This is a genomic window from Chryseobacterium sp. MDT2-18, assembly GCF_030815285.1.
GTDB classification, from domain to species: Bacteria; Bacteroidota; Bacteroidia; order Flavobacteriales; family Weeksellaceae; genus Kaistella; species Kaistella salivictor.
In genome coordinates, this window is sequence record NZ_JAUSWQ010000005.1 from 22,986 (window position 1) to 46,100 (window position 23,115).

A 23,115-nucleotide genomic window follows, 5' to 3' on the forward strand; every position below is an offset into this window, starting at 1 on the left:
CGTGATCAAAACTTGTCTTTTATCTTCTGCCAAAGGCTTTGTTCCTGAGCACTATATCCATACCCATATTTATTTCCGTAGCCGAAATAATCTTTGTCCACATCATTCAGCACAAAAGCAGCGTTTTTAATCTTCTTTGAGTCAATCTGCTTGTTGGCAAACTCAATCAATGGTTTTTCGGTAATACCGGAGCGCGTAACATATAAGGTGGCATCCGCTAAATAAGAAGTGATCAGGGTATCTGTTACCAACATCAGTGGTGCCGTATCGATGATGATATAATCATATAATATTTTAAGTTCGTTGATGAGCATCTCATACCTACCGTTCGAAAGCAGTTCTGTAGGATTTGGAGGGATACTTCCCGAATAGATAATATCACAGTACTTATTAAATAAGGAAACATGAATGATATCTTCAATTTTTTCATTCTCATTATAGAGGAACTCTGTAAGACCGTCTGATCCTTTTTTTGCAGGATCATACCTCTGCAACTGTGGATTCCGGATATCGGAGCCAATGATAATTACTTTGTTTTTCGGCGACGCTATGGTTAAGGCGAGATTCACAGAAACAAAAGTTTTCCCTTCCCCTTTTATGGTTGAGGTAACAAAAACGACTTTTCCCTTTTCCTTTCTAGGTAACATGAAAGTCATATTGGTAATTAAAATCCTGAAAGCTTCTGCCATCGGCGACAGATCATTCATTTCTACCAGCTCATTCTGACCTTTTCCAACGCTTGGCAATTCACCCAGGATAGGAGCATGGGAAAGTTTTTCAAGATCATGTTTAGAACGGATTTTATTGTTAAAGAGTTCTCTTAAATAGATATAACTGAGTGGCATCAGTATTCCAAGCAAAAGGCTCGCGCCCAAAACGATCATTTTTTTTGGAGACACCGGTTTTTCTGATGCGTACGCAGTATCGATAATTCTGGCTTTAGGTGCCGTGATGGCTAAAGAAATGGCGGCTTCTTCTCTTTTCTGCAGGAGCAGGAGGTAAAGGTTTTCCTTTATCTGCTGCTGTCTTTCTATGCTTCGGAAGAGTTTTTCCTGCGCAGGGATCTTGGCGATTTTGGTATTGATTACATTCTGTTCGCCTCCAATCTGGTTTCTGGCAGTTTCCAGTGCCACTCTGTTTTTCACCAGACCATCAAGCACAGATGAGCGCAACACGGTAATCTGTTTACTCAGATCAGCTACCACAGGATTCTGGGGCGTTGCATTTTCGAGCAGACTGTTTTTTTCAAGGATCAACTGATTGTAGGCATTGATGTTGGCCGAAGCGGTTGGATTGCTCAGCCCTACGCTGGAGGGCAAAGTTTGGTTGCTTCCTAATTTCGACATGTAGGAAATCAGATCATTGGTCAGCTGCAATTGCGTTTCTGTCTCAAGAATTCTTGCGCGAGCGGTTGCTGAACTTCCAAGTGTTAATGAGGCTTCAGTAGGAATATCTGTGATCTTATTTGCTACTTTAAACTGTTCTTTCTGACTCTCCACTTCGCCAAGTTCACTAGCAATAATACCAATCCGTTCATCGATAAAATCCTTTGTTTTTCTGGATTCAGAATTTTTGTCGTTAATAGCATCACTGTTATAGGCTTCCACCAGTTTATTGATGACCTGTTTCCCTTTTGCAACATTGGCATAATCAATAGACAGCTCCAACACTGTTGCATCTTTGTTGACCAAATCAACTTTCGTCATCTTCTGAAATGAATTTATGGTAGCATCAGTAGGTAAATAACGTATCTGCAGCTCTCCCAACTCCACCATTTCAGACGGTTCATAAGCAGGATTTTTAAGAATCATGATATTCGCGTAAGGAAGACTGATGGTTTTTTTGTAAGTTGTAACAATTGTTTTCGGAAATTCTTCGGAAGAAACTTCGAGTTTATCCCCGGAAATTTTCAGAATGATCGGTTTTATAGTGCGTTCATCATAGGGTTTTTCACTGATCAACTGAATCAATACGGGTGAAGTTTTACCATAGAGCTCTTTTGTACGCAGACCATTTTTGTTGATAACCGAAGTCTGCAGACCTAAATCTGCTACCACGTCATGCATCAATTTTTTAGATTTCAGAACTTCAATTTCGTTTTCGATGCTATTGGTACCCACACTTCCGAAGCCCCCAAGTTGAGACAACATTCCCATGTCGGCGGATGGGGTTTTTTTTGTATCCTTAATCAGCGCAGTAGACTTAATACTGTAAACCGGTGTTGCAATTTTAATATAAAAAATGGCCAATGCCAGAAAAGCACATACAGAGAAGATAAACCACCACCATTTGTTGATATAGGGTTTTATAATTTCATTAAGATTAATATCGGTAGAAGCTTCCACTTCCGCACTTGGGATCTGACTCATTTATTCTGTTATGAAGTTATTTTTTAAAAATGGTGATGAAGATCCCAGCCAGCCCTATAATAGTACCGGCAACAGCGATATAAATACCTGTATTGGGATCCTGTCTTGCAATTTTTTCCTTGGTCTGATTGGCCGACACATAGATGACATCGCCCTGCTTCAACTGAAAAAAAGGAGAATTGATAAAATTGGCATCCATAAGATTGATGCGTTCCTTGGTAATGGTACCGTTTTCATTTCTGACCATCAGGATATCATCTCTCTTTCCGTAGATAGTCAAATCACCCGCTAACCCGATGGCATTAAGCAAAGTAGTCTGTCCTTCAGGAATGGTATATTGGCCGGGCCGTGCAACTTCGCCTAAAACAGTGACTTTAAAATTGATCAGCCGAACGGTCACAGTAGGATTTTTAACATAAGCTGTTACCCTTTGCGTCAACTCAGCCTTTACGTCCTCCACGGTTTTATCCGCGGTCGCAATGCGGCCCAGAAGTGGGAAATCGATGGTTCCTTCAGAATCGACCAGATAGATTTTCTCAGTATTAGGTGCGGTTGTAGCGGCAGGATTTTGGGTTGTATAATATCCCTGATTGAAAGGTCTTACGACCTCCATATTCTTAGCTGAAACAAAAATCACAAGCTGATCACCCTTCTGAATGGTAGATGTTGAACTTCTCAACGCCACATCGGAGGCCATTTGTTCTACATTTTGCATGTAATTCAGTTCACTGGCTTTCTCCTTTGTTTTACAGGAAGTTAGTATAAGAAATACACTGAGAAAAAGGAGCGCTCTATTTTTATTCATTGATAGTCATTTAAATATGCAGAATTACAAATATACAATTCTCTATCACTTATCCAAAACTTCGTAGACCGAATTATTGCTTTTAAATTCGGGGACGATGTCTTTTAAAATCTGTACTACCTCCATTTTTTCTCTTCTCAACGCAGCCTTTACAATATTATTGCAATGGCTGTCAATATTTTGGTACCCCATGGTAGGGTCTTTGGAAATCAGTATCTTTTCGTGGTGGGTTGGCATGGTGGCGGCATCGTCACTTAGCAGTTCTTCGTAGAGCTTCTCCCCTGGTCTTAAGCCGGTATAGATAATTTTGATATCAACATGAGGTTCCAGGCCGGAAAGTTTAATCATGCGTTCTGCCAAATCGACTATTTTCACGGGCTTTCCCATATCAAAGACGAAGATCTCACCACCTTTTCCCATCGTTCCTGCCTGTAAAACCAAATCACAAGCTTCCGGAATGGTCATAAAATAGCGGGTGATATCCGCATGCGTAATGGTGACAGGACCGCCATTCTCAATTTGTTTCTTGAAGTGCGGGATTACCGAACCGTTAGAGCCTAAAACATTGCCAAAGCGCGTCGTAATAAATTTGGTTGAATTGTTCCCGGTTTTCTGCAATGCCTGCACGAAGAGTTCGGCTGTTCTTTTGGAGGCGCCCATCACATTAGTTGGTTTCACGGCTTTATCGGTGGATACCATGACAAAACGGTTTACTTTATGACGGGAGGCCAAAGTCGCCAAATTTTTGGTTCCCAGTATATTGACCAAAATGGCTTCGTGCGGATTTTCTTCAATCAAGGGAACGTGTTTATAAGCCGCGGCATGGTAGACCATGGAAAACTGATACTTCCGAAACAGGGGTTCAATACGGTGTCTATTTGAAATATCTGCCAGGACAAATTTAAATGAAAGCATTGGAAAAGTTTTTCGCATTTCCATTTCGATCTCATAAAGAGGGGTCTCCGCCTGATCCAACACAACGATTAATTCCGGGTTAAAAAGAGCAACCTGTCTTACGATTTCACTGCCAATCGACCCTGCACCGCCGGTAATTAATATGGTTTTCCCGAAGTGCCTCATTCTGACCTCTTCATTTTCAATCTTAATAGGTTTGCGGTTCAGCAAATCTTCAATCTGTAATTTTTTAATTGTCGGTTCGTGATCGTTTTCCTTTAATTTTTGTAAAGAAGGAGCTTTGAATACCTCTAAGTCTTTTTCCAGAAACAGGGTTACCCAGTAATTCATTTCTTCCTTGCTCATCAACTCCTGAAGGAGGAGAACTCCATCTAAAATTAAATCTTGCTTGGAATTCTGCTCTATTTTTTCTTTAGTATAAATAGGCTTACCCAATAAGCTCGCCCTACTGGAATCGTGCCGCTGCGTAAGGAAACCCACCACGTGATAAGGTAAATTGGGATTATCGATTACTGCACGTGCCATGGCAACAGACTGCTCTGTAATACCCAACACCAAGATTCTCTTGCGCAGGGTACTTCTGCGAATCTGTCTGATAAAATGAAAAAACTCTTTTACAAACAACCGGAACAGGAACATCAACATAAACGATGCGGTGCAGAAGATGACCAGAAATGGCACCGACATATAAATTAAGCGCTCTCCCTTTACTAAATAATATGAAAAACTTATGACAGCAACCAAAGCGGTCGTACTGAAAGTAGCAAGAAATAATTTGAAAAGGTCAATAAAAGTAGAATGTCGGATAATTCCCGCATAAGTCCGGAACAGGAACATAAACATCACACTGATTACAATAATCATTACCACCATCATATTCCCATGCGGAAAAACAGGATTTGAACCGTAGCTCAGTTTTTCAATCAGATAACAGGAAAAATAGATGGAGAAGGTGATAAAGAGAATATCGATACTTAAAATAATCCAACGCGGCAGATACCGTAAATCGGAAAGTCCCATTAAATTATCGCCGCCATAGATTCTCTTGTTGAATTTTCTGTTAATACTCATTTTTTTACCCAGATTATTAAATGAATAAATGAACGTACGATTGCATTGCTTAATTTCATTTTCGGATCATTGTTGTTTTTGCAAATTTACAAAATATATGCCAACAATCAGGATTGTGGCAAAGAGCAATGCCTAAATTTTAATATTATATTTATTTTCAACACCTAAAAAACAGGTGGCATGAGTTGAGAAAAGCTTTAACTTTTTAAAAATAAGGCGTCTATTTTTTTGAGACAAATATTTTAAACCCTTACGACAAATCAATTTAAAATAGATCTAAACAAACTTTAAGAGCCGGTATAAATTTCACTCTAACTGATTTTAATATTTTTTCAACGTTTAAGTGCGTGGTTTCCGATCTTCAAATTTATATTTTTTCTACAACCGGTCTTTCTTTTACCCTTCTCCGGCTTTTGCTTTAATTTTAAATCTAAACCAACGCTACATCAAAACCTTTTTAAAAACGCCGGCTATCCTCGCCCGGTCAGAATCGGACAAATTAGATCCTGATGGCAAACACAGCCCGTTATTAAATAATTTTTCTGATAAATCAGAACCAAAAAAAGCCGCATTTTTGAATACCGGCTGCAGATGCATCGGCTTCCAGATAGGGCGGGTTTCTATCTCTTCTTCTGTAAATTTCTCCATCAGTTCTGCCCTGGTAATTCCGAGTTCCGGAGAAAGACAAGCCACACTGAGCCAATGGTTGGAGAAATAATCTGCGGTGGGCTCTGTATGCAAAGTTACTGACGGGTGATCCTGAAACAGCTCCTGATAAAACCGGTGATTGGCGCGCCGCTGTTGAATCCGCTCCTCCAGCATCTCCATCTGCCCTCTGCCAATTCCCGCACATACATTACTCATGCGGTAATTGTACCCTATACTCGTATGCTCATAATGGGGAGCATTGTCTTTGGCTTGGGTTGCCAGGAAAACCGCTTTATCTTTAAACTCTTTATTTTTTACCGTTAGGCACCCTCCAACGGAAGTCGTAATAATTTTATTGCCATTAAAACTAATCACTGAAAGATCTCCGAAAGTGCCGCATTTCTGATTTTTATAACTGCTTCCCAGAGCCTCTGCGCTATCCTCAATAACCGGGATATCATACCGCTTGCTCAGCGCACTGATCTCCTCTGCTTTGTAGGGCATTCCGTATAAATTGACGGTGATAATGGCTTTGGGTTTTTTCCCTTTAGAAATCCCGAATTTAATGGCATCCTCTACGGCATTGGGACAAAGGTTCCAGGTGTCTTTTTCGCTGTCCACAAAAACAGGATGAGCACCCATGTAAACAATCGGATTGGCAGACGCTGAAAAGGTTAAGCTTTGGCAAATCACAAAATCACCTGTTTCTACGCCCAATAAAATAAGGGACATGTGCAGGGCGGCAGTACCGGAGCTCAAGGCCGCGACATGCACCCCTTCGCCCAAATAGGTTTCCAGATCATTTTCCAGACCGTTGACATTCGGCCCCAGAGGAGCGATCCAGTTTTCATCGAATGCCTGCTGAATATATTTCATCTCGCCTCCACCCATGTGCGGTGAAGAAAGCCATATTTTTTTATCCATTATTTTCTGCTCCAACAAATCTAACAATTCTTCCGGGATTTCCTACCACTACTGCATAATCGGGAACATCCTGCAGCACGACAGCACCAGCACCGATAACGGCATTTTTTCCAATGGTAATGCCTTGAATAATATTAGCTCCCAGACCGACATGCGCTCCTTTTTTAATGAGAATATTGCCCGCCAGAGCGGCTTTAGGCGAAATATGCACGAAGTCTTCAATCACACATTCATGTTCGATAACACTCGCGGTATTGATGATACAGTGTTTACCAATCTTCACTTCGGCATTGATGCAGACATTGGGCATAATCACCGTACCTTCTCCCACTTCCGTAAACCGCGAAACATAAGCACTGTAATGCTGCATAATTTCAAACCGGCACCACTCTTTTATCTGATGATAAATTGCCTCTCTCACTTTGTTATCACCTATCGCGATGATGACCTCTTTATTTTGAAGCAGCGCCTGGGTGGGTTTAAAAATTTCGAGATGATGCGAAAAATGATCAGGCGGATGATCATCCACCAGATATTCTAACAGTTGATTATTCGAAAGAATAAGGTCATAAATAACTTTTGCCTGTCCTCTGGCACCGTATAAAATCATGCTGCGTTTCCTTTAAAAGCGTCCATAGTCATATAATTATTCACATTGACGCCATGTCTTCTCACTACTTTTGACAGGGTAATCCAAACGATCTGCGCATCGAGCCCCGGAGATATTTTATCTACGTATTCTACATCAAACCTGAATTTTTCGTCCCATGACAATGCGTTGCGGCCGTTAACCTGTGCCCAACCGGTTATCCCGGGTTTGACATCGTGCCTCCTTTTCTGTTCTTCATTATACAGATGCAGATATTCAGGTAAGAGCGGTCTGGGTCCTATCAGACTCATTTCGCCTTTCAGAACATTGATTAATTGCGGGAGCTCATCCAACGATGTTTTCCGTATCGCTTTTCCGATGAAGGTTAAACGCTCATAATCGGAGAGCAAAATACCGTTTTCGCACACCTTATCATTCATGGTTTTGAATTTGATGATGTTAAAAATAGCGCCGTTTTTACCCGGTCTTTTCTGCACAAAAAATGCACTTCCTTTATTGTTAAAGAATAACACAACGGTTATTACGATAAATAAAGGGCTCACTACCAGTAATGCGCAACTGGCAATAGAGCGGTCCAAAATTGGTTTTAGAACATTTCGATACATGTAAAGGGTGCTAAAGCGTCAATTTTCGTTAACACTTTTATGGGTTATTGGTTAAGTAGTTTTTTTTCTTGCGTACGGTATAAACAATGATGCCTACGGCGGTAATGGCTAGGGCGGGTAGGTAATCATCGATGGGCAAATCATCTTCACCACCCGGATTTCCTGGAAGCGTCGGAGGATCTTCAGCCGTAGAGCCCTGACCAGTGCTCTCAGTGGTTTTCTCACTTTCCAAAAAAGGATTACTCTCTTGCTGTGCCTGAACAAAATACCCAATCATCAGTAAAAGTAGAACCGCAAACTTCTTCATCATTTAAGTTTTAGCAAATATATAAATGAAAATTTAATAATATCGCATTGTAATCAAATATTTGTTTATTTAATTATTTTTTTGGTATGAAAGTCTCCGTTTCTATCAATTTTCAAAACATAAACACCATTGCTAATCAAACTGCTGCCGATAACGACCTTTGTATTATTAGATTGTACTTTATGAATTAATTTTCCGGACAAATCATATAATTCTACCCAGTTAATTTTCTTATCAGTTGACTGGATGATAAAATCATTTCCATCACGATAGACCATCAGTTGATCATTTTTGGTGGATCCTGCAGCTAAAACAAGGTCATTTTTATAAACGATTTCAAACCTGCCTTCAGTAATCCCAGCATTTGCGGAGAAAGAGTAAGCTCGTTCCGAAAGATTGGTGATCGTACTGGCCTGCTTGTCTTTCAGGTAGATGTTTTGTCCGTTGGCGAAGATACCTTCTTTCCCTCCAAGGGACAAGGTATAATTTCCTGCTTCATAATGACTGGTTCCCAACGAAACTACATCAGCAATATCCAATGGCGCTTTCCTACCTTGAATAGCAAGTTTTCGCACATTTAATTCAGAAAATAAAGCATCGGAACCGACCACTATTAATGGTGCGTCATAATCAAGTTCAAAACCATCAGTTGCAGCCTCCTTGTAACCGATTAGAGTGGTCGTTTGTACCTGTAAGGGCGTGGTTAGATTTAACCAAAACCGATCAACAGGATTTGACTTATCAAAGAAATAAGAAACAGCCGGCTCTCTTACATTATTTTTAAACTGTAAAGTCCCGGCCTTTTTTGCTTTGACAATAAAACCTTGACCTATTTTGATAGTACCGTTTGGAGTTGGTGACGATAGGGTCGGAGAAGGATTTTCCGGTGTCGCGTTCGTCGCCGGACCTGTTGCGGGAGTTCCACCGGTACCGTTGTAGATGGCGTAGTTATTAATCAAACCATCTTTCGGATAACCACTGCCCTGCATTGCACCATTGGGATTGGTATTGGTCCAAAAATAAGCCAGGTGATAAATGGTATTACCGTTTGAAGTATTCAAATCCTTATCCACCAATTTATCAAAATCAATGTTAGAAGGATAAGGATTCCCTACCAGATTATAACCGTGCTCTGCACCGGAATAAGCAATACTCACTGCTGGCATATCCGCATTATGTGGTTTTCCAACAAATCTACCAAGCCAATCAACTGAGGGTGTAGGCTGCGTATTAAACGCACGGATTGCATATCCTTTTGCTGACTCAAAAACCCGTGTTACCGTCGCCGGATCATTTGTACCGGTAAAAACCGACGTAAATTGATCATCCCATTCATTATAGGTGTAAAATCTTGTATTGATTGTTCCCGGCGAGAATGCTTTTAGATTTTGATCTGCTACGGGAGACGACCAATACACATAATCCAATCTTTTGATATGGGCATTACGCTCTGTGATGATACTACCGGCGTTTGCAGCATTTTCATTTTGCATTAAATTCGCATTATTAGCCAATCTGAAATTCGCGCCGGTTGAGACCTCTAGCCCCTCAGAAGCTACAAACACGTTTGGAAGTGCGGAATCCACTGTCGCAGCAACCAATAATTCACCTGCACTAACATAGGTTTTCTCCTTTACGGTTGTAATTCCTGCAGTTGTTTTAATTCCGGTTCCGGAAACTTTTAAAGTTTGGTAAGGAGGGAGATTGGTATACCCTGTTACCCCCGTATGTGCCATACTTTGCGTTGCTCCACCATATTCCACGATAGAAGTAGGTTTGAAAGCAATTGTATTAAATCCTAATGGGAAGGTTTTTGTACCCGTAATTTTCAAAGCAGCACCACCTTCTATAGCAAGCGTTGCAGAACTTGTACCTGTAGTTGCTTTATCATTAAGGTTGAAAATTCCTTTCTGTACATCTAAACTTGCGTTAACATTGAGAGAAGCATTGTTAAGGGTCACTTCGTTAGTGTTCGAACTATTGTTGATAATCAGGTTTCTCACATCTGTAGGAAGTGCATTACCGGTTGATTGGGCTGCGTTGCCGATGAAGTAATAATCTGATCCGGTAGCAAAAGATCTGGTGTCCGTTTGAACGTTTCCTACAGAAAGAGTTGCATTTGTCGTAATACCATCCGGTGAAGTAATTTTTAATATGCTTCCTGGTTGAGCGGTGAAAACAGTCCCGGTTGCTCCACTTGATTTCAAAATATTTAAAGCGGTAGCGCCATTGAAACCGAAATCTAAAGTTCCACCGCTAGATATACTAACTGAACTGTTCTTACCTAAAGATAAACCTTGATCTAGTATTTTTGTAGAAGCACCGGCAGTGACATTTAGCTTAAGAGTATTGACATCACAAGTATTTGCTACATCAATAAATTGTGGGGAACTATTTCCTCCTCCTACAAATTGCAATTCACTATCCGGATCAGTTGTTTTTAATACAGATGCATTAAGCATTTTCAAATCACCCTTTAGTTTCATACTAAAAACAATAGCTCCATTACTGGTGGGTCCTACATCTACAGTTCCTCCATTGATTTCTAAATTTCCATTTACGGTAATTGACGATAAAGAGGTCATACTTCTCAAAGTACCTGCGTTGACGATAATATTGCCGTTAATTAAAACATTTTTAGAACTTGCAGACAATAATAAAATATTATTCGTGGAACTGTTCACCTCCATATTATTTTCTATGAGGTTAAAATCAGATGCTGAATTTGTCCCTATTAAGGTAATGGCAGTAGTGCCTGAGAATTTTAAATTGCCAAATAAATAATTATCCGTATTATTACTAATTTGAGAAGGATTATCTAATAAAGTTCCTGAATAATTCCTAAAATCTACGATAGAACCTTCTTGAAAGTTTTCAGAACCCTTCCAAAAAGTGGATGTATTTGTTAAGGCAGCATTTATTAGTAAAGTTCCACCAGATTCAATAAGTTTTACACCTGTTGTTACCAATGTAACACCAGTAGCTCCTACCTCAAATGTCCCTCCATTTTTCACACGAATTAAAGATAATGTAGAAGAATGGTTATCTGTAAATATACCACCGTTTTCTACAATAATTTTGGTACCTGATGCTGGCGCAAAAGAACCATTAGATTTTATAGTATGAAGTATGTATAAGTTTCCAACTGCACTAGATAAAGGAGTAGAATTTTGTATCCAAGTTGTGGTAGAACCATCATAGCGTTCCCATGTTGCTGCTCCAGTTGAACCTGGCCAATTACCTGAGGTAAGAGTTCTATAATCTCCGTCGTTGTATACAACTGTATTCACATTCACCGTCACGGTTTTACTCGCTGCAAGATAATTCGTACCCGCTGCTTGATTTACCATTAAAGCATTTGTTCCAACTGCGATACCATTGATCGTATTTCCACCAGTAAGAGTTGCTGCGGCATTATCGGTCATTGAATAAGTGATCACTCCGTCTGGATTGTTAGTAGTAAATGCGGTTCCCGGCAAAGTATAAGCTGCGCCCGGACCTACATTTATTGTTGAAGGGGTAATTACTGTAGGCGCCTTCGTAATATCCCCAGTTCCTGTTCCGTTTGCCAAAGAATAATTGGTTTTTAAACCGCCATTTGTTCCATTGCCAAGTGTATAAACAACCGTTGCTGGTTTTCCTGTTCCTGCATTGGCATCTGCATAAGTTCCAGTTGCTGATACCGTTAATGTTTCGCTTCCTACCAATCCAGATAAAGCTCCGGCAGTTATTGCTCCAGTTGTTGCTGAACCATCATACACTTTTGATGCAATGGATGGCGAAGAAATCGTTAATGGTTTAGCTGTAACATCAGCTGATAATGCCGGTTGGGTTACCGTATAATTTGTAGATGGTGCGCTGTAGCTTCCAGTCCTTGTAAGTGTTTTTCCAGTCCCTACATTTGCATCCGGATATGCCCAACTTACAGATCCTGAAACCGAGAAAGTTTCACTATTTACCAAACCGGAATAAGCAGGTGTTCCTGTTACGCTCACAGAAGTGTTTCCATCATATATTTTTGTTGAAGTAGCAATTAGTCCGGTAATGGTTAAAGCTTTAGTAGTTACTGTAGAATTGGGAATAGGTGCATTCGCAGTAGTTGCGTTACTAGTTGCAGAAACATTTCCGTTATATGTTGTTCCCACAGCAGTTGTTGCCGCCAAACGAATGTAGATGGTAGTTGCAGCCAAAGTTCCCGCTGTAACTGGTAAACTTAAACTGGTCCCAAATCCCGAACCTGAAGAAGTTGAAATTTCAAAACCTGCTGGTGCATTCACTGTTACAGCAGCAGTAAGATTAGTTCCGCTAATAGAAATGAATGTATTTCCAGACGCAGTACCATAAACTGTGGATAAAGCAGACAAAGTTCCTGTATAGCTTAAACTTGGAGCATTAGAAACCCATTCTGCATACAATGGCGTATCCGATGCGGGTATCGTATAAGTTGTATTTGCATTAAAATGAGTTCCTGTTCCTGCTGCATTGGTGTTCCAACCATTAAAGGTAAAACCCAATTTGGTTAAACCACCAGAATTACTTGCCAAGTTAATGCCTGTATTATAATCACCATTTTGCGTAGCAGGTGCAAAACCGCCTTCATTTCCGTTTCCAGAATAAGAAACGTTGTATTTGTTAATGTTCCACTTGGCATATAAAGAGGTATTTGCAGTAATTGAAAAAGTACCAAATCCTGCGGTATAATTAGTTCCAGTACCATCAGCAAGTGTATTCCAACCTCCAAAAGTATAACCAGTTTTTGTTAAAGACCCTGTATTTCCTAATACGGTAACTGTAGCTCCTGATGCATAGTTGGCAGCATCGGTTGGAGCTGATCCTGTAGTATTTCCGTTTCCATTATATGTTACCTTGAAGCCAGAAGAAGTTGGAAGAGTATCATAAACACCAATATCGTCAACCTCAAACTCTGCTGTTGTTGTATATATTCTAAAAGCGGCGGCGGCCAAACTAGCTGTTGCACTCGTGTACTCACCTTTTTTAATACCATCAATCCAAATATGTACTTTATTGGCAGGTAAAGTCTCACCGTTACCATAAGGTAAACTTCCTGTCGTGTTATTGAAAACAATAGTTACAGTATAATTAGTAGAAACTGCTACTGTTTGTACGCTCGTCCATACTCCCGCTGCTCTTATCTGTAAATCCGTTCCATTAATTTGAAATGCAGCAGATAATTGTGCTCCTGTAAATCCGTTTGCAGTTCCAAACGAAACTCCCGTTCCTACAGCACTTATTAAAGCAGCACCAGAGGTAGAAAGATCTGACGGCGTTTTTACTTTAAAAGTAAAGACTCCTTTGTTAAATGACGTTAAGCCAGTTTTATCCACTGTTGAAATAGAAGCTCCTTTTGCGGATATAACTCCTGAACTTTGGGTAAATGATGATGGATTTTTAGCAACAATCTTATTAGTCAGAGAATTAACTGTTGTGGAAATCCCCACTCTTACAAAACTAAAATTAGTATTAGCTGTGGTCAATGCTGTAGCATCCGCTAATGTTCCGAAATTTTCAGAGAAAACAGGAGTACCTAAAGTTCCCTGCCCCCAAACCCCGATCGAGCTTAAAAGCAAAAAAGCAACGAAAAGTTGTTTTAAAAAAGAGTGGCACAGAGGATGGGAAGTTCCTTTTAATAGGGCTAAAAAACCAATAGTAAGTAATTTTTTTTTCATTTTCCGACATTTGAGGAAGCAAAATTACAGTATTTTACTTATCAAAAACATAATTATTATTAAATTTTATTAAAATTACCCAAATAACAAACCAGCAATGGTGTAGTATTGATAATTTAAAAATATCGTTTCAGTCAGCAACCGATTTATTTAAAAATGGATATTTCTGGGATTAAAAACAAAACTCAGTGGTGATTGAGTACAACCGAAGGCTCTCGTCATCTCGAGGAGGAAGGAGGTAGTAATTTGGGTATTACAGAGCTTGGGTGAGACCCCTTCAGCGGTTTGATAGAGAGTTGTTAGGTGAAAAGGATGGTTACCACTTCGCAATGACTATGTGAAACAAAAAATCCTCCGAAGAGGATTTTAGTTTAAAGTTTATCTGATTATTTTTCTGTTCGTTACTTCACCGTCGGTGGTGGTAATTTTCACTACATACACTCCATTGGTGATTCCTGATGAATCTAAGATTTCCTTCTTGTTATTGGGTTTCAAGACGGTGATGAGTTTTCCGGAAACATCATACACCTGAATCATCGTCATTGTTTTTGGGGATTTAATTACAAAGGCATCCTGATCGCGGTAAACCACGATACCTTCTTTCGCTTTAGTATCCGTTGCCAAAACCGTTTCCGGTTGGTAAATAATTTCGAATCTACCATTGCTTTCTCCTGCGTTAGTTTCAAAAGTGTAATCACCTGCACTTAAGTTGGTGATGATTCCCGCTTGTTTGTCTTTTAAGTAGATATCCTTTCCGTCAGCAAAGATGCCTTCTTTCGCTCCAACAGCCAAGGTATGATTTCCGGCTTCATAATGATTGGTACCCAAGTATATGATATCATTGCTATTCAATGGCGCTGCTCTTCCCTGAATCCCGAGCCGGTGGTCTCCTAATTTTGTAAAAAGAGCGTCTGCTCCCAAACCTAACAGATTCGCATCAAAGTCCTCATCAAATTCATTGGCTGCTTCTTCAAGGTACCCAATCAAAGCCGTAGTTACTACGCCCATTGGTGTTGTTAAATGCAGCCAAAAGCGATCAGGCAGAATTTCAGTTTCTTCATTTTTTCCTCTGTTAAAAAACACAGAATTGGTATCCTCCGTGCGCACCGCATTTTTAAAGGTGAGTGTTCCCGCCTGTTTGGCTTTTACTAAAAAGCCCTGTCCCACTTTGATAATGCGGGTTGGTGTTGCGCTTTTTACTGAAACATGTTCGCCTAAAGTTGCGGGAATTCCACCTGTACCATTAAGAACCGCATAATTGTTATAATACCCGCCGTTCGGATAATTACTGCCCTGCATGACAGGATTTGGATTCAGGTTCGTCCAGAAATAAGCGGTTTTCTGAATGGTCGATCTGTTATGGTCTGCCAGTCGGTAGAAATCAAGATTAGAAGGATAAGGATTACCCACGAGGTTATAGCCGTCACCCGTACTCGCAGGAGCGGCTGGAGAATGATACTTTAAAGGAAAGGTAATTTCACCGTTATTTGGACTCCCTTTAAAAACACCGGTAAACACCTGCATAGGAGCCGGATTAGGCGGGGATTCAGCAGGATAATTATTATTTGCCCGAATCGCATAGCCTTTGGCTGCACTTTCATAAACTCCGTTATTATTGTTTCCAAAAATATTGGCATCAGGGGGAATGACTTCAAATAAGTCATTGCCTTCATTATAGGTATAAAACCGGGTGTTCAAAGTGCCGGGAGAAAAGGCTTTTAAATTCTGACCCCGTACCGGACTTGCCCAATAGGTATAATCCAGACGTTTTAAATTAGAATTCCGTTTGACGCTAAAGGTACCCGTTCCTGAGTTGGTATTGAGTTCGTGCACTTGCATGAAGGAAGCATCATTTTCTACGATAATGTTTCCATTATTAATGAGTTGATCCGAAACGATAATGGTGGTATTTCCGGAAACCGTTAGCGTTGCATTGTTAATCTCGCACTGACACACTTTTAAACTTCCATGAGTACCGGTATTGTAATCCTTATTGATGATGACTTTATCCGACTTTATCGGCACAGAAGGAAACCAGGTAGTGCCATTCCAGACTTTAGGAACAATTCCGGTACTTTCCAGTCTGATATCATCTAAGATCCAGGATTCTCTTTCAGCATTGTCCTGCGCAGAAATTCTTATTTTGAGACTGGGCACGGCGGGAATATTTTGAATGACTATTCGATTATAGGGTATAGCCGTGGTGGCATTAAAATAGGTTAAATTATTGTTCGCTCTATAATCCCTTTGTCCGATAATTGCGCTGTTGGTATTAAAGCCCCAGATTGCCTGAGCTTCACCCGAAACAATCTTCACCTGTTTGTACCAGGTTATCCCACCATCGGGACTGATTTCGACCAGCACATAATCCATTTTCTTTGCGTTATCAGTTGTTACCGCACCCGTTGCGTCGAAGTTATCCATCCCATTATCCTGACCCCCAAGAGAAAAGGCTGCCACTTTAAAAGAAAGATCAATAGCAGAGTAAATAGAGGTGTCCACCGCATCAAATTCCAAAACCAGCGGCATTAAAGTACCGTTAGGCTCGCTGCCACCCTGAATGCGGAAACCACGCACACCATCTGCATACAAATTATTACCTGCCGGTTTATCTCCACTTGCACTTTTTCCCATAGAAAACCCTGTTTGCAAACCGTACATATCAGTGTTGTGTGAAACCGTATAAGTAAGTTCTGAAAAGGCGGGTATTTCTTCGAAACCTTGCTGCGCAATGACCAAAGTACCGGCAGCGCCACAAAATACCGCATTCCCTTTAATGACAAAATCGTAGGGATTTTTATCGGGATCATTGTTACTGATTTCAACCGTTGCCGTTTTTAAACCTGCAGTGGTAGGTGCAAATCTCACTTCAAATATTGCATTTTGACCCTGCAATAATTGGGTACCTGGCACCGGAAAATTTACAATGGAGAAATCTAAAGCGTCTGTTCCGCTTATTATTATTTCTCCCAGTATTAAACCGGCACCTCCTCTGTTGGTGATCGTATAGCTTTTAATTTGAGAGTCCCCGATATTTTGGGTCGCAAAAAGTGTTCTGTTTAAACTGGAAGGAACGGTGCTTCCATCATTAATAGTTGCGGTACCACCCAACACTTTCATATCCGCTTTTCCTTGCAGCACTTCCCCCGACAGGGTGACGGTTCGGGTGATGGCGTTGGCTGAAGTGAGCGTGAGTGTACCCGAATAAAAATCTGCCGCTAAACCATTTTTCAAACGGACATGGAGGGTTTTGTTGGTAGCTCCACCTCCCGCGGTTTTGGCGAAAACAACCGTTGTAAAAGGAAAAGAATTGGTGTCGTCATAGGAAAGATTAGAAGAAATCTCCCAGTTTTCAGAGACCGTTGCTGTAATATCTGCGGCCAGATTTGAACCATCGACGCGGAAACTTTGCGTGGGAGAAGGTCCCTGTGCGAAATCATAAGAAAAACCGGTCAGAATTAAATCCTGAGAAAGCTGGTTAATTTGAATCAGCGGCTGGGTTACCATTCCATTTATTGCAATTGTTTTCGTGAGGGCATTGGGAGAACCCGCGATGAGACTCCCTGTATAATTCCCCACCGGAAGACCAGCTTTTAACCTCGTATAAATTCGGTTCGCCGATGCGGCAAGCGTTTCACCCGACGGAATATACGCCGCAGAGGAACCCCACGAGGTATTGTTGGTAGAAACTTCCCATTTTGACGGATCATCCGGGACAATAAGCACATTCCCATTCAGGTTCGTTCCCGCCACGGTAGCATTGGCGGAAGGAGAAGGGCCGCTTCCCACCGGATAAATCATTGCTGTGGAAGAAAGTGTTCCCAAAGCAATGGATGGTTTAAGCACCGTTCCATTGCAGGTAACATGTACCACCGGGGCACTACCCCCAGAAAGGGTAATGTTTTGATTATTATAAGTATTTGCAGGCAGGCCAGCTTTAAGCCTGACATAAATTCTCGTAGGCGGACTTTGAGGAATGGAGCCAACAGTATAGGATACTAATAAAGAGGAGGAAGTAAATGTAATGTTATCAGTCGAAATTTCATAATCTGAAGGTGGAGCCACGGTCACTGATCCCAAGACAGGCGCGAGATTGCTCGCAGACAAAGTAAAATACTGCGATATAGCAGGACCCACTCCTTCATTATAGACAAATCCCGACAGGGAAGCAACTCCTCCGGTGGCGATGGTTGGGTTAGTGGTTGGAAAAGGATCAACCGAAATATTATCCAGATCAATGGTTCCTGTACCACCGCTGAATATAAATTTAATGTTTTTTAAATCCACCGTGGCGGTAGTAGCTGCAAGATCATCGAACACCTGCACATTTCCAACCCAGACGTCAAAAGTATCATTTGAAACATTTTGAACAGTACCATTAGGTGCCAAGTAACTTAGCGTTGCTCCGGAATTATTGATGTACCATATTACGGTTTGGGGACCGGAAAATGTAGCAGAATTGCTTACTCCAATATTTCTTAATGAAAATTCGCCTGGAAGAGCACCCAAGTTTAATCCTATTCTGGCGTATGTTTTTGAATTTGCTTCTGCACTATTTGCTGTGCCAAATCCTGAACCCACCTGCCATTCGGCAGCACTTGTTGTCGCTGTTGAATTCCCGGAAACTGTAATATCAAATTTATAAATCAAACTGGTCGGGACGGGAGAAAAATCGGTGGTTCTGGAATAAGATCCTGCATTTGCGTTAGTTCTTGAAAACCGTAACTGATTTGCATTAATGGAAACAACGACTCCCGACCCGGAAGTACCAATGGAATTGAACTGCCCATTGGTCGGTGCTGTTGCATTTACATAACTGCTAAGATTGGTCGATGAATTAAAATCCTGCGTAAATAATTGGCTAAATCCCTGCGCATAAATCAGCATCAATATTATCAACAATCCTCTTTTAAAAAGTAAGTTTATCTTCATAATCATTTGGTTTTCAATACCAAATTTACCTGAAAAAACTATTTATTTTCTAATTGGTTTTAGGGAAATTATGGGAGGTGTAACCACCATAATCAGAGTCTGTTTTAAATTTATTTTAAAAACCAGAAAGTCAAAAAACGATGTTGCCAGTGCTTTTAGTTAAGCCAAGCTTCTTTCACGGTCTAAAAAACTGGAATGCCCGCTTATTTTTCAACATTAAGAAATGAAGAGAAATTAAGATTTTCTTCGGAAATTACCGTGCACAAATCTTCATGAACTTTTTTGCAGCTTAAAAACGTCAACACAACTGTATAACTTTGTGACTGTGCAGTTAAAAAATAATCCCCATCAACTTTTGCCGCCTTTTGAAAAACTTATTAAAATAAAACTTTTGCTACTTTTTCGATTTAAAAAAAGCTGGAATGTCCACTTATTTTTCAACATTAAGAAATGAAGAGAGATTAAGATTTTCTTCGGAAATTACCACGGAGAGATCTTTATTTACTTTTCTGCAGCTTAAAAAACTCAACACAACTTTGTGACTGTGTCGTTAAAAAATAATCCGCGCCAACTTTTACCGCCTTTTGACAAACTTATTAAAATAAAACTTCTGCTCCTTTGGCGGTTAAAAAAACCTATAATTAAATATTGTCCAAAACATTAATGAGTAAATTATAAAAGTTGACTTTTTGTAACTACTTCTATTTATCACAAAAGCCAGAATCGAGTCTGGCTTTGTAGTTCTTTTTTTTACGATGTATTATTATTTTCTCATTTTCCTCGTGACAGCAGTTCCTTCCTGATCAATTTTCAGGACGTATATTCCGCTGACGAAACGGGTGGTATCCAGGCGGATTTCTTTCTGATTAGACTGCATTTTCATCAACATTCTGCCGGAAGCATCATAGACTTCAATACCAGTAATATTTTTGTCAAAAGATTTAACGACAAAGTCCTGCCCATCCCGGTAAACAATTATATTCTGTTTCAGCACAGAATCGGTACCCATAACTAATCCCGGTTGATATACAATTTCAAAACGGCCTTCTGTTAACCCCGCATTGGCATAAAAGTTATAAGCTCTTTCGGACAGGTTGGTCACCGTTCCGGTTTGACAGTCTTTCAGGTAGATATTCCGTCCGTTGGCAAAAATGCCTTCTGCTACAGGCACCGCAATGGTATAAAGACCGGCAGTATAATGATTGGTCCCCAATGGTACTGCATCTGTAATTTGCAGAGGATACTGCCGTCCCTGAATCGCCAGTTTCTCTATCCCTAGATTGGTAAATATTGCATCAGAGCCCAGACCCATGAGTGGGGCGTCATAATCGAGCTCAAAATCATTTGTAGCACCCTGCTTATAGCCAATTGCTGCAGTAGTTACGACATTCAGTGGCGTGGTGAGTTGAATCCAGAAACGGTCTACAGCATTAGAATCTGCCATTTTACTGTTAAAAAATACAGAGGGTGCATCCGGTTTTCTGATGCTGTTATTAAAAATTAAATCTTCATTGTTTACCAGTGCTTTAACAATGAATCCCTGCCCTATTTTAATATACTTATTGGGCGTTTTAGAAACCAATAAAGACCCATTATTTGGATTCACATTAGTGACCGAATAGGTGGCAGGCGTTCCTGCTGTCCCATTTAATACCGCATAATTGCTTACATAACCTCCATTGGGGTATTTATCAGCCTGCATGACAGGATTAACGTTGACATTGGTCCAGAAATACGCCAGTAAATTTATTTTGTCGGAATTTAAAGCATGCAAGAGTTCAAAATCAATATTGGAAGGATAAGGGTTCCCGACAAGGTTATATCCATTGCCGTTTAATTTTAAGGGAAAACTTAATCTCCTCGAAACATGGGTGGCATCTTTCCAGGAAGTTCCGTTCGTAGGAACTCCCGTGAATACTCCATTGAAGGCTTGATAGGTTAAATTATCTGCGGGGAAATCATTAGGAGAGCGCACCGCATAACCTTTCCCCGGAATAAAGCTGTTGGTTACAGGATCGATTACCTCGAACAGATCGGTATCCTCGCTATAGGTTAAAAATCTGGTATTGACTGTTCCCAGAGAAAAGGATTTCAAATTTTGGTCAGAAACGGGACTTGCCCAATACGTATAATCAAGACGCTTCATATTCGAATGTCTTTTCACCGTAATTTTACCGGTATTGACGGCGGTATCATTTTTTTGCACCAGATTCGCATCACTGGCAACAACGAAATCAGCTGCATTCGCATGATTAATTATACGGTCTGTTACTGTTACGACTTTATTCGAATTAATATTCAGACTTCCTCCTGGCATGACGGTGAGTTTTTTAGCAAGACCGTCTGCACCAGAACCTAAAACGACTGGAGTTTTTATTATGACACATTTATCTGCGGACGGCACCAGATTGTTTGGTTTCCATTTATCCGTATCATTCCAGTTTCCCGAGGTGGTAGAATTCCAGATTTTATTATTATTGAGAATGATGACATCTGCACTTACCCGACATCCATTGCTGAGAGTAGCAGTTGCCGTTACAGAGAACTGTTCTTTATTTTCAAGCTGGGCATCTGTCGGTTTAATGCAGACTGATTGAGTCGCTCCGGTGTAACGCGTCGTACAGTTTGCATCATAAATATCAATTGACGAACTAGTCCATCCCAATAAGGTATTCAAAGGTTTTTCACCATAAATACGCACGTTGTCGATTCCCACGATATCCGCAATCCACTCACTGCCAGCTCCATAAGCAAATAAAACAAACCTTACTTTCAAGTCGGTTTTATTTAAAACATCGGGAGGGAGCGCAAAGGTTTGCCGCTGAAATCTGCTCGCTATGCCGACGTCGTTAAAATAAGTAGCTACATCCGTCCAGGAATTGCCATCTACGGAGTACTGTAATTTTAAATAATTTCTGGTTTCTTTGTTCTCTTCGGGGAAATAATAGAGATCATAATCGATACTCAAATTAGAAAACCCTGTGGTATTAAGGCCTTTGATTAAAGTAAAGTAATTTAAAAGATTCGAATTTCGCTGTATATCGGTAATGATATTCGCAAACCTGCCGCCGTTGTAACCCGAAGAAATAGCAGGGGTATAAATATGAACCTTGGGATCAGGACGGTATGGACTGGTCTGCAATTGCCAACCCGAACCCGACTCTCCATTTCCTGCAAAATCGTTCCTAAATGTAACAGATGTTTCATCTTCAAACTTCTCCGTGAGCAAAGTTACTTCTTCTTTCTCGCCGTACGGGGTAACTATTACAGAAGACTGGTCTGCACAAATCTCAGGAGAGTTCAGTGAAAAGCCAATCTCTGTGGTCGGATTTACCATGACCCGAATCGGTGTACGGAAGGCTGATTCACAAGTGCCGTTGAGTGCGGTAGCGTAGTATATATAACTTCCCACCGCAAGATTTCCCGTGGTGTAAATATTGGAAGTTGGTCCACTGATGGGAGGTCCGAACTCAGAGTCGTACCACCGGTAAGAAGTCGTACCTTTGGAACCCCCTGCCGTTAAAGTTATGGGTCCCGGCCCGCAACGTTGCAATGCGGAAAGGGATATTATTTTTGCAGCACAGTCCTCAATAATTTCGATGGCATAATCCTCGGTTTCACCGCTTGTTAAATTAGTGCATGCCGAAAAAGAATTTTCGCCCTTTGCAGAGGTCTTAATTCTTATGGTGTAGAGTCCGGGTTTCGTTCCGACAGGTACAATAAATCCAAAGACCATATTACGCACTCCATAACCCTTTATGGTACTGCTATAAACATTCTCGCTGGCCATATTACCAAAACTGCCGTTGTTGTCCCAGTCTACCCACGCTTTTATGGCCCCTAAATCCGGACCTGTTACAATCACTTTCGTATTGATCGCACCACCGGGAACCTGTTTGGCTTTCTCCGGATTGTTGACATAACTGAAATACCCACCCGGTGAATACCCGCTCGTGTTAATTGTATCGGGGTTTAAGGTTCCCAAAAACTCTACACTGCTTATAAAGCGGTTAGTTGCGGTTGATTTTGGAGTACAGGTGACAGGGGTTTGTCCAAAAAATAAAATGCTAAAAAGAAGCGATGACAGACATAGAATTTTTTTCATAAAACAGGTCTTAATTCACATTCAGTAATATATATATATATATATATATATATTACAAATATAAATAAAAACAACTAACACGTTAGGGTCAAAACACCTTTTCTACTGAAAACCAACTCTTAAAGACATTAACCTTT

Annotated in this window: 10 protein-coding genes; all 10 read right to left on the minus strand. The window is 40.6% G+C overall.

Annotated elements, in window-relative coordinates; all coding sequences use genetic code 11:
- Window positions 1-5 precede the first annotated feature (5 nt).
- The 10 genes from QF004_RS06735 to QF004_RS06780 all read right to left on the minus strand — a co-directional run bounded on the left by QF004_RS06735 (window position 6) and on the right by QF004_RS06780 (window position 22,978).
- On the minus strand, window positions 6-2,369 hold the full coding sequence (locus QF004_RS06735) for a polysaccharide biosynthesis tyrosine autokinase (protein WP_307424234.1): 2,364 nt from the start codon (window positions 2,367-2,369) through the stop codon (window positions 6-8).
- Window positions 2,370-2,385: 16 nt separating this feature from the next.
- Window positions 2,386-3,174 carry a polysaccharide biosynthesis/export family protein gene (locus QF004_RS06740; protein WP_133438733.1) on the minus strand — a complete coding sequence of 263 codons (789 nt, stop codon included), beginning with the start codon at window positions 3,172-3,174 and terminating at the stop codon, window positions 2,386-2,388.
- A gap of 45 nt (window positions 3,175-3,219) precedes the next feature.
- Entirely contained in the window at window positions 3,220-5,160 is a 1,941-nt protein-coding gene (locus QF004_RS06745; RefSeq protein WP_307424239.1) for a nucleoside-diphosphate sugar epimerase/dehydratase, read from the minus strand.
- Between the two features lie 441 nt (window positions 5,161-5,601).
- A complete protein-coding gene (locus QF004_RS06750) occupies window positions 5,602-6,732 on the minus strand; it encodes a DegT/DnrJ/EryC1/StrS aminotransferase family protein (protein ID WP_307424242.1) in 1,131 nt (376 codons plus the stop codon).
- Window positions 6,725-7,342 carry an acetyltransferase gene (locus tag QF004_RS06755; RefSeq protein WP_307424245.1) on the minus strand — a complete coding sequence of 206 codons (618 nt, stop codon included), beginning with the start codon at window positions 7,340-7,342 and terminating at the stop codon, window positions 6,725-6,727. The genes QF004_RS06750 and QF004_RS06755 overlap by 8 nt, the downstream gene beginning before the upstream one ends.
- Window positions 7,339-7,947 (minus strand): sugar transferase, encoded by a 609-nt coding sequence (locus QF004_RS06760; RefSeq protein WP_307424248.1) that lies wholly within the window; start codon window positions 7,945-7,947, stop codon window positions 7,339-7,341. Before QF004_RS06760 ends, QF004_RS06755 begins: the two co-directional genes overlap by 4 nt.
- Before the next feature lie 37 nt (window positions 7,948-7,984).
- Window positions 7,985-8,257 carry a hypothetical protein gene (locus tag QF004_RS06765; RefSeq protein ID WP_307424251.1) on the minus strand — a complete coding sequence of 91 codons (273 nt, stop codon included), beginning with the start codon at window positions 8,255-8,257 and terminating at the stop codon, window positions 7,985-7,987.
- A 62-nt stretch (window positions 8,258-8,319) separates the two neighbouring features.
- Window positions 8,320-13,941: a YDG domain-containing protein gene (locus QF004_RS06770; protein ID WP_307424253.1), complete on the minus strand. Its 5,622-nt coding sequence runs from the start codon at window positions 13,939-13,941 to the stop codon at window positions 8,320-8,322.
- A gap of 378 nt (window positions 13,942-14,319) precedes the next feature.
- Entirely contained in the window at window positions 14,320-18,873 is a 4,554-nt protein-coding gene (locus QF004_RS06775; protein WP_307424256.1) for a choice-of-anchor D domain-containing protein, read from the minus strand.
- A gap of 763 nt (window positions 18,874-19,636) precedes the next feature.
- Window positions 19,637-22,978, minus strand: a complete 3,342-nt coding sequence (locus tag QF004_RS06780; RefSeq protein WP_307424260.1) for a GEVED domain-containing protein — start codon at window positions 22,976-22,978, stop codon at window positions 19,637-19,639.
- Between the last annotated feature and the right edge of the window lie 137 nt (window positions 22,979-23,115).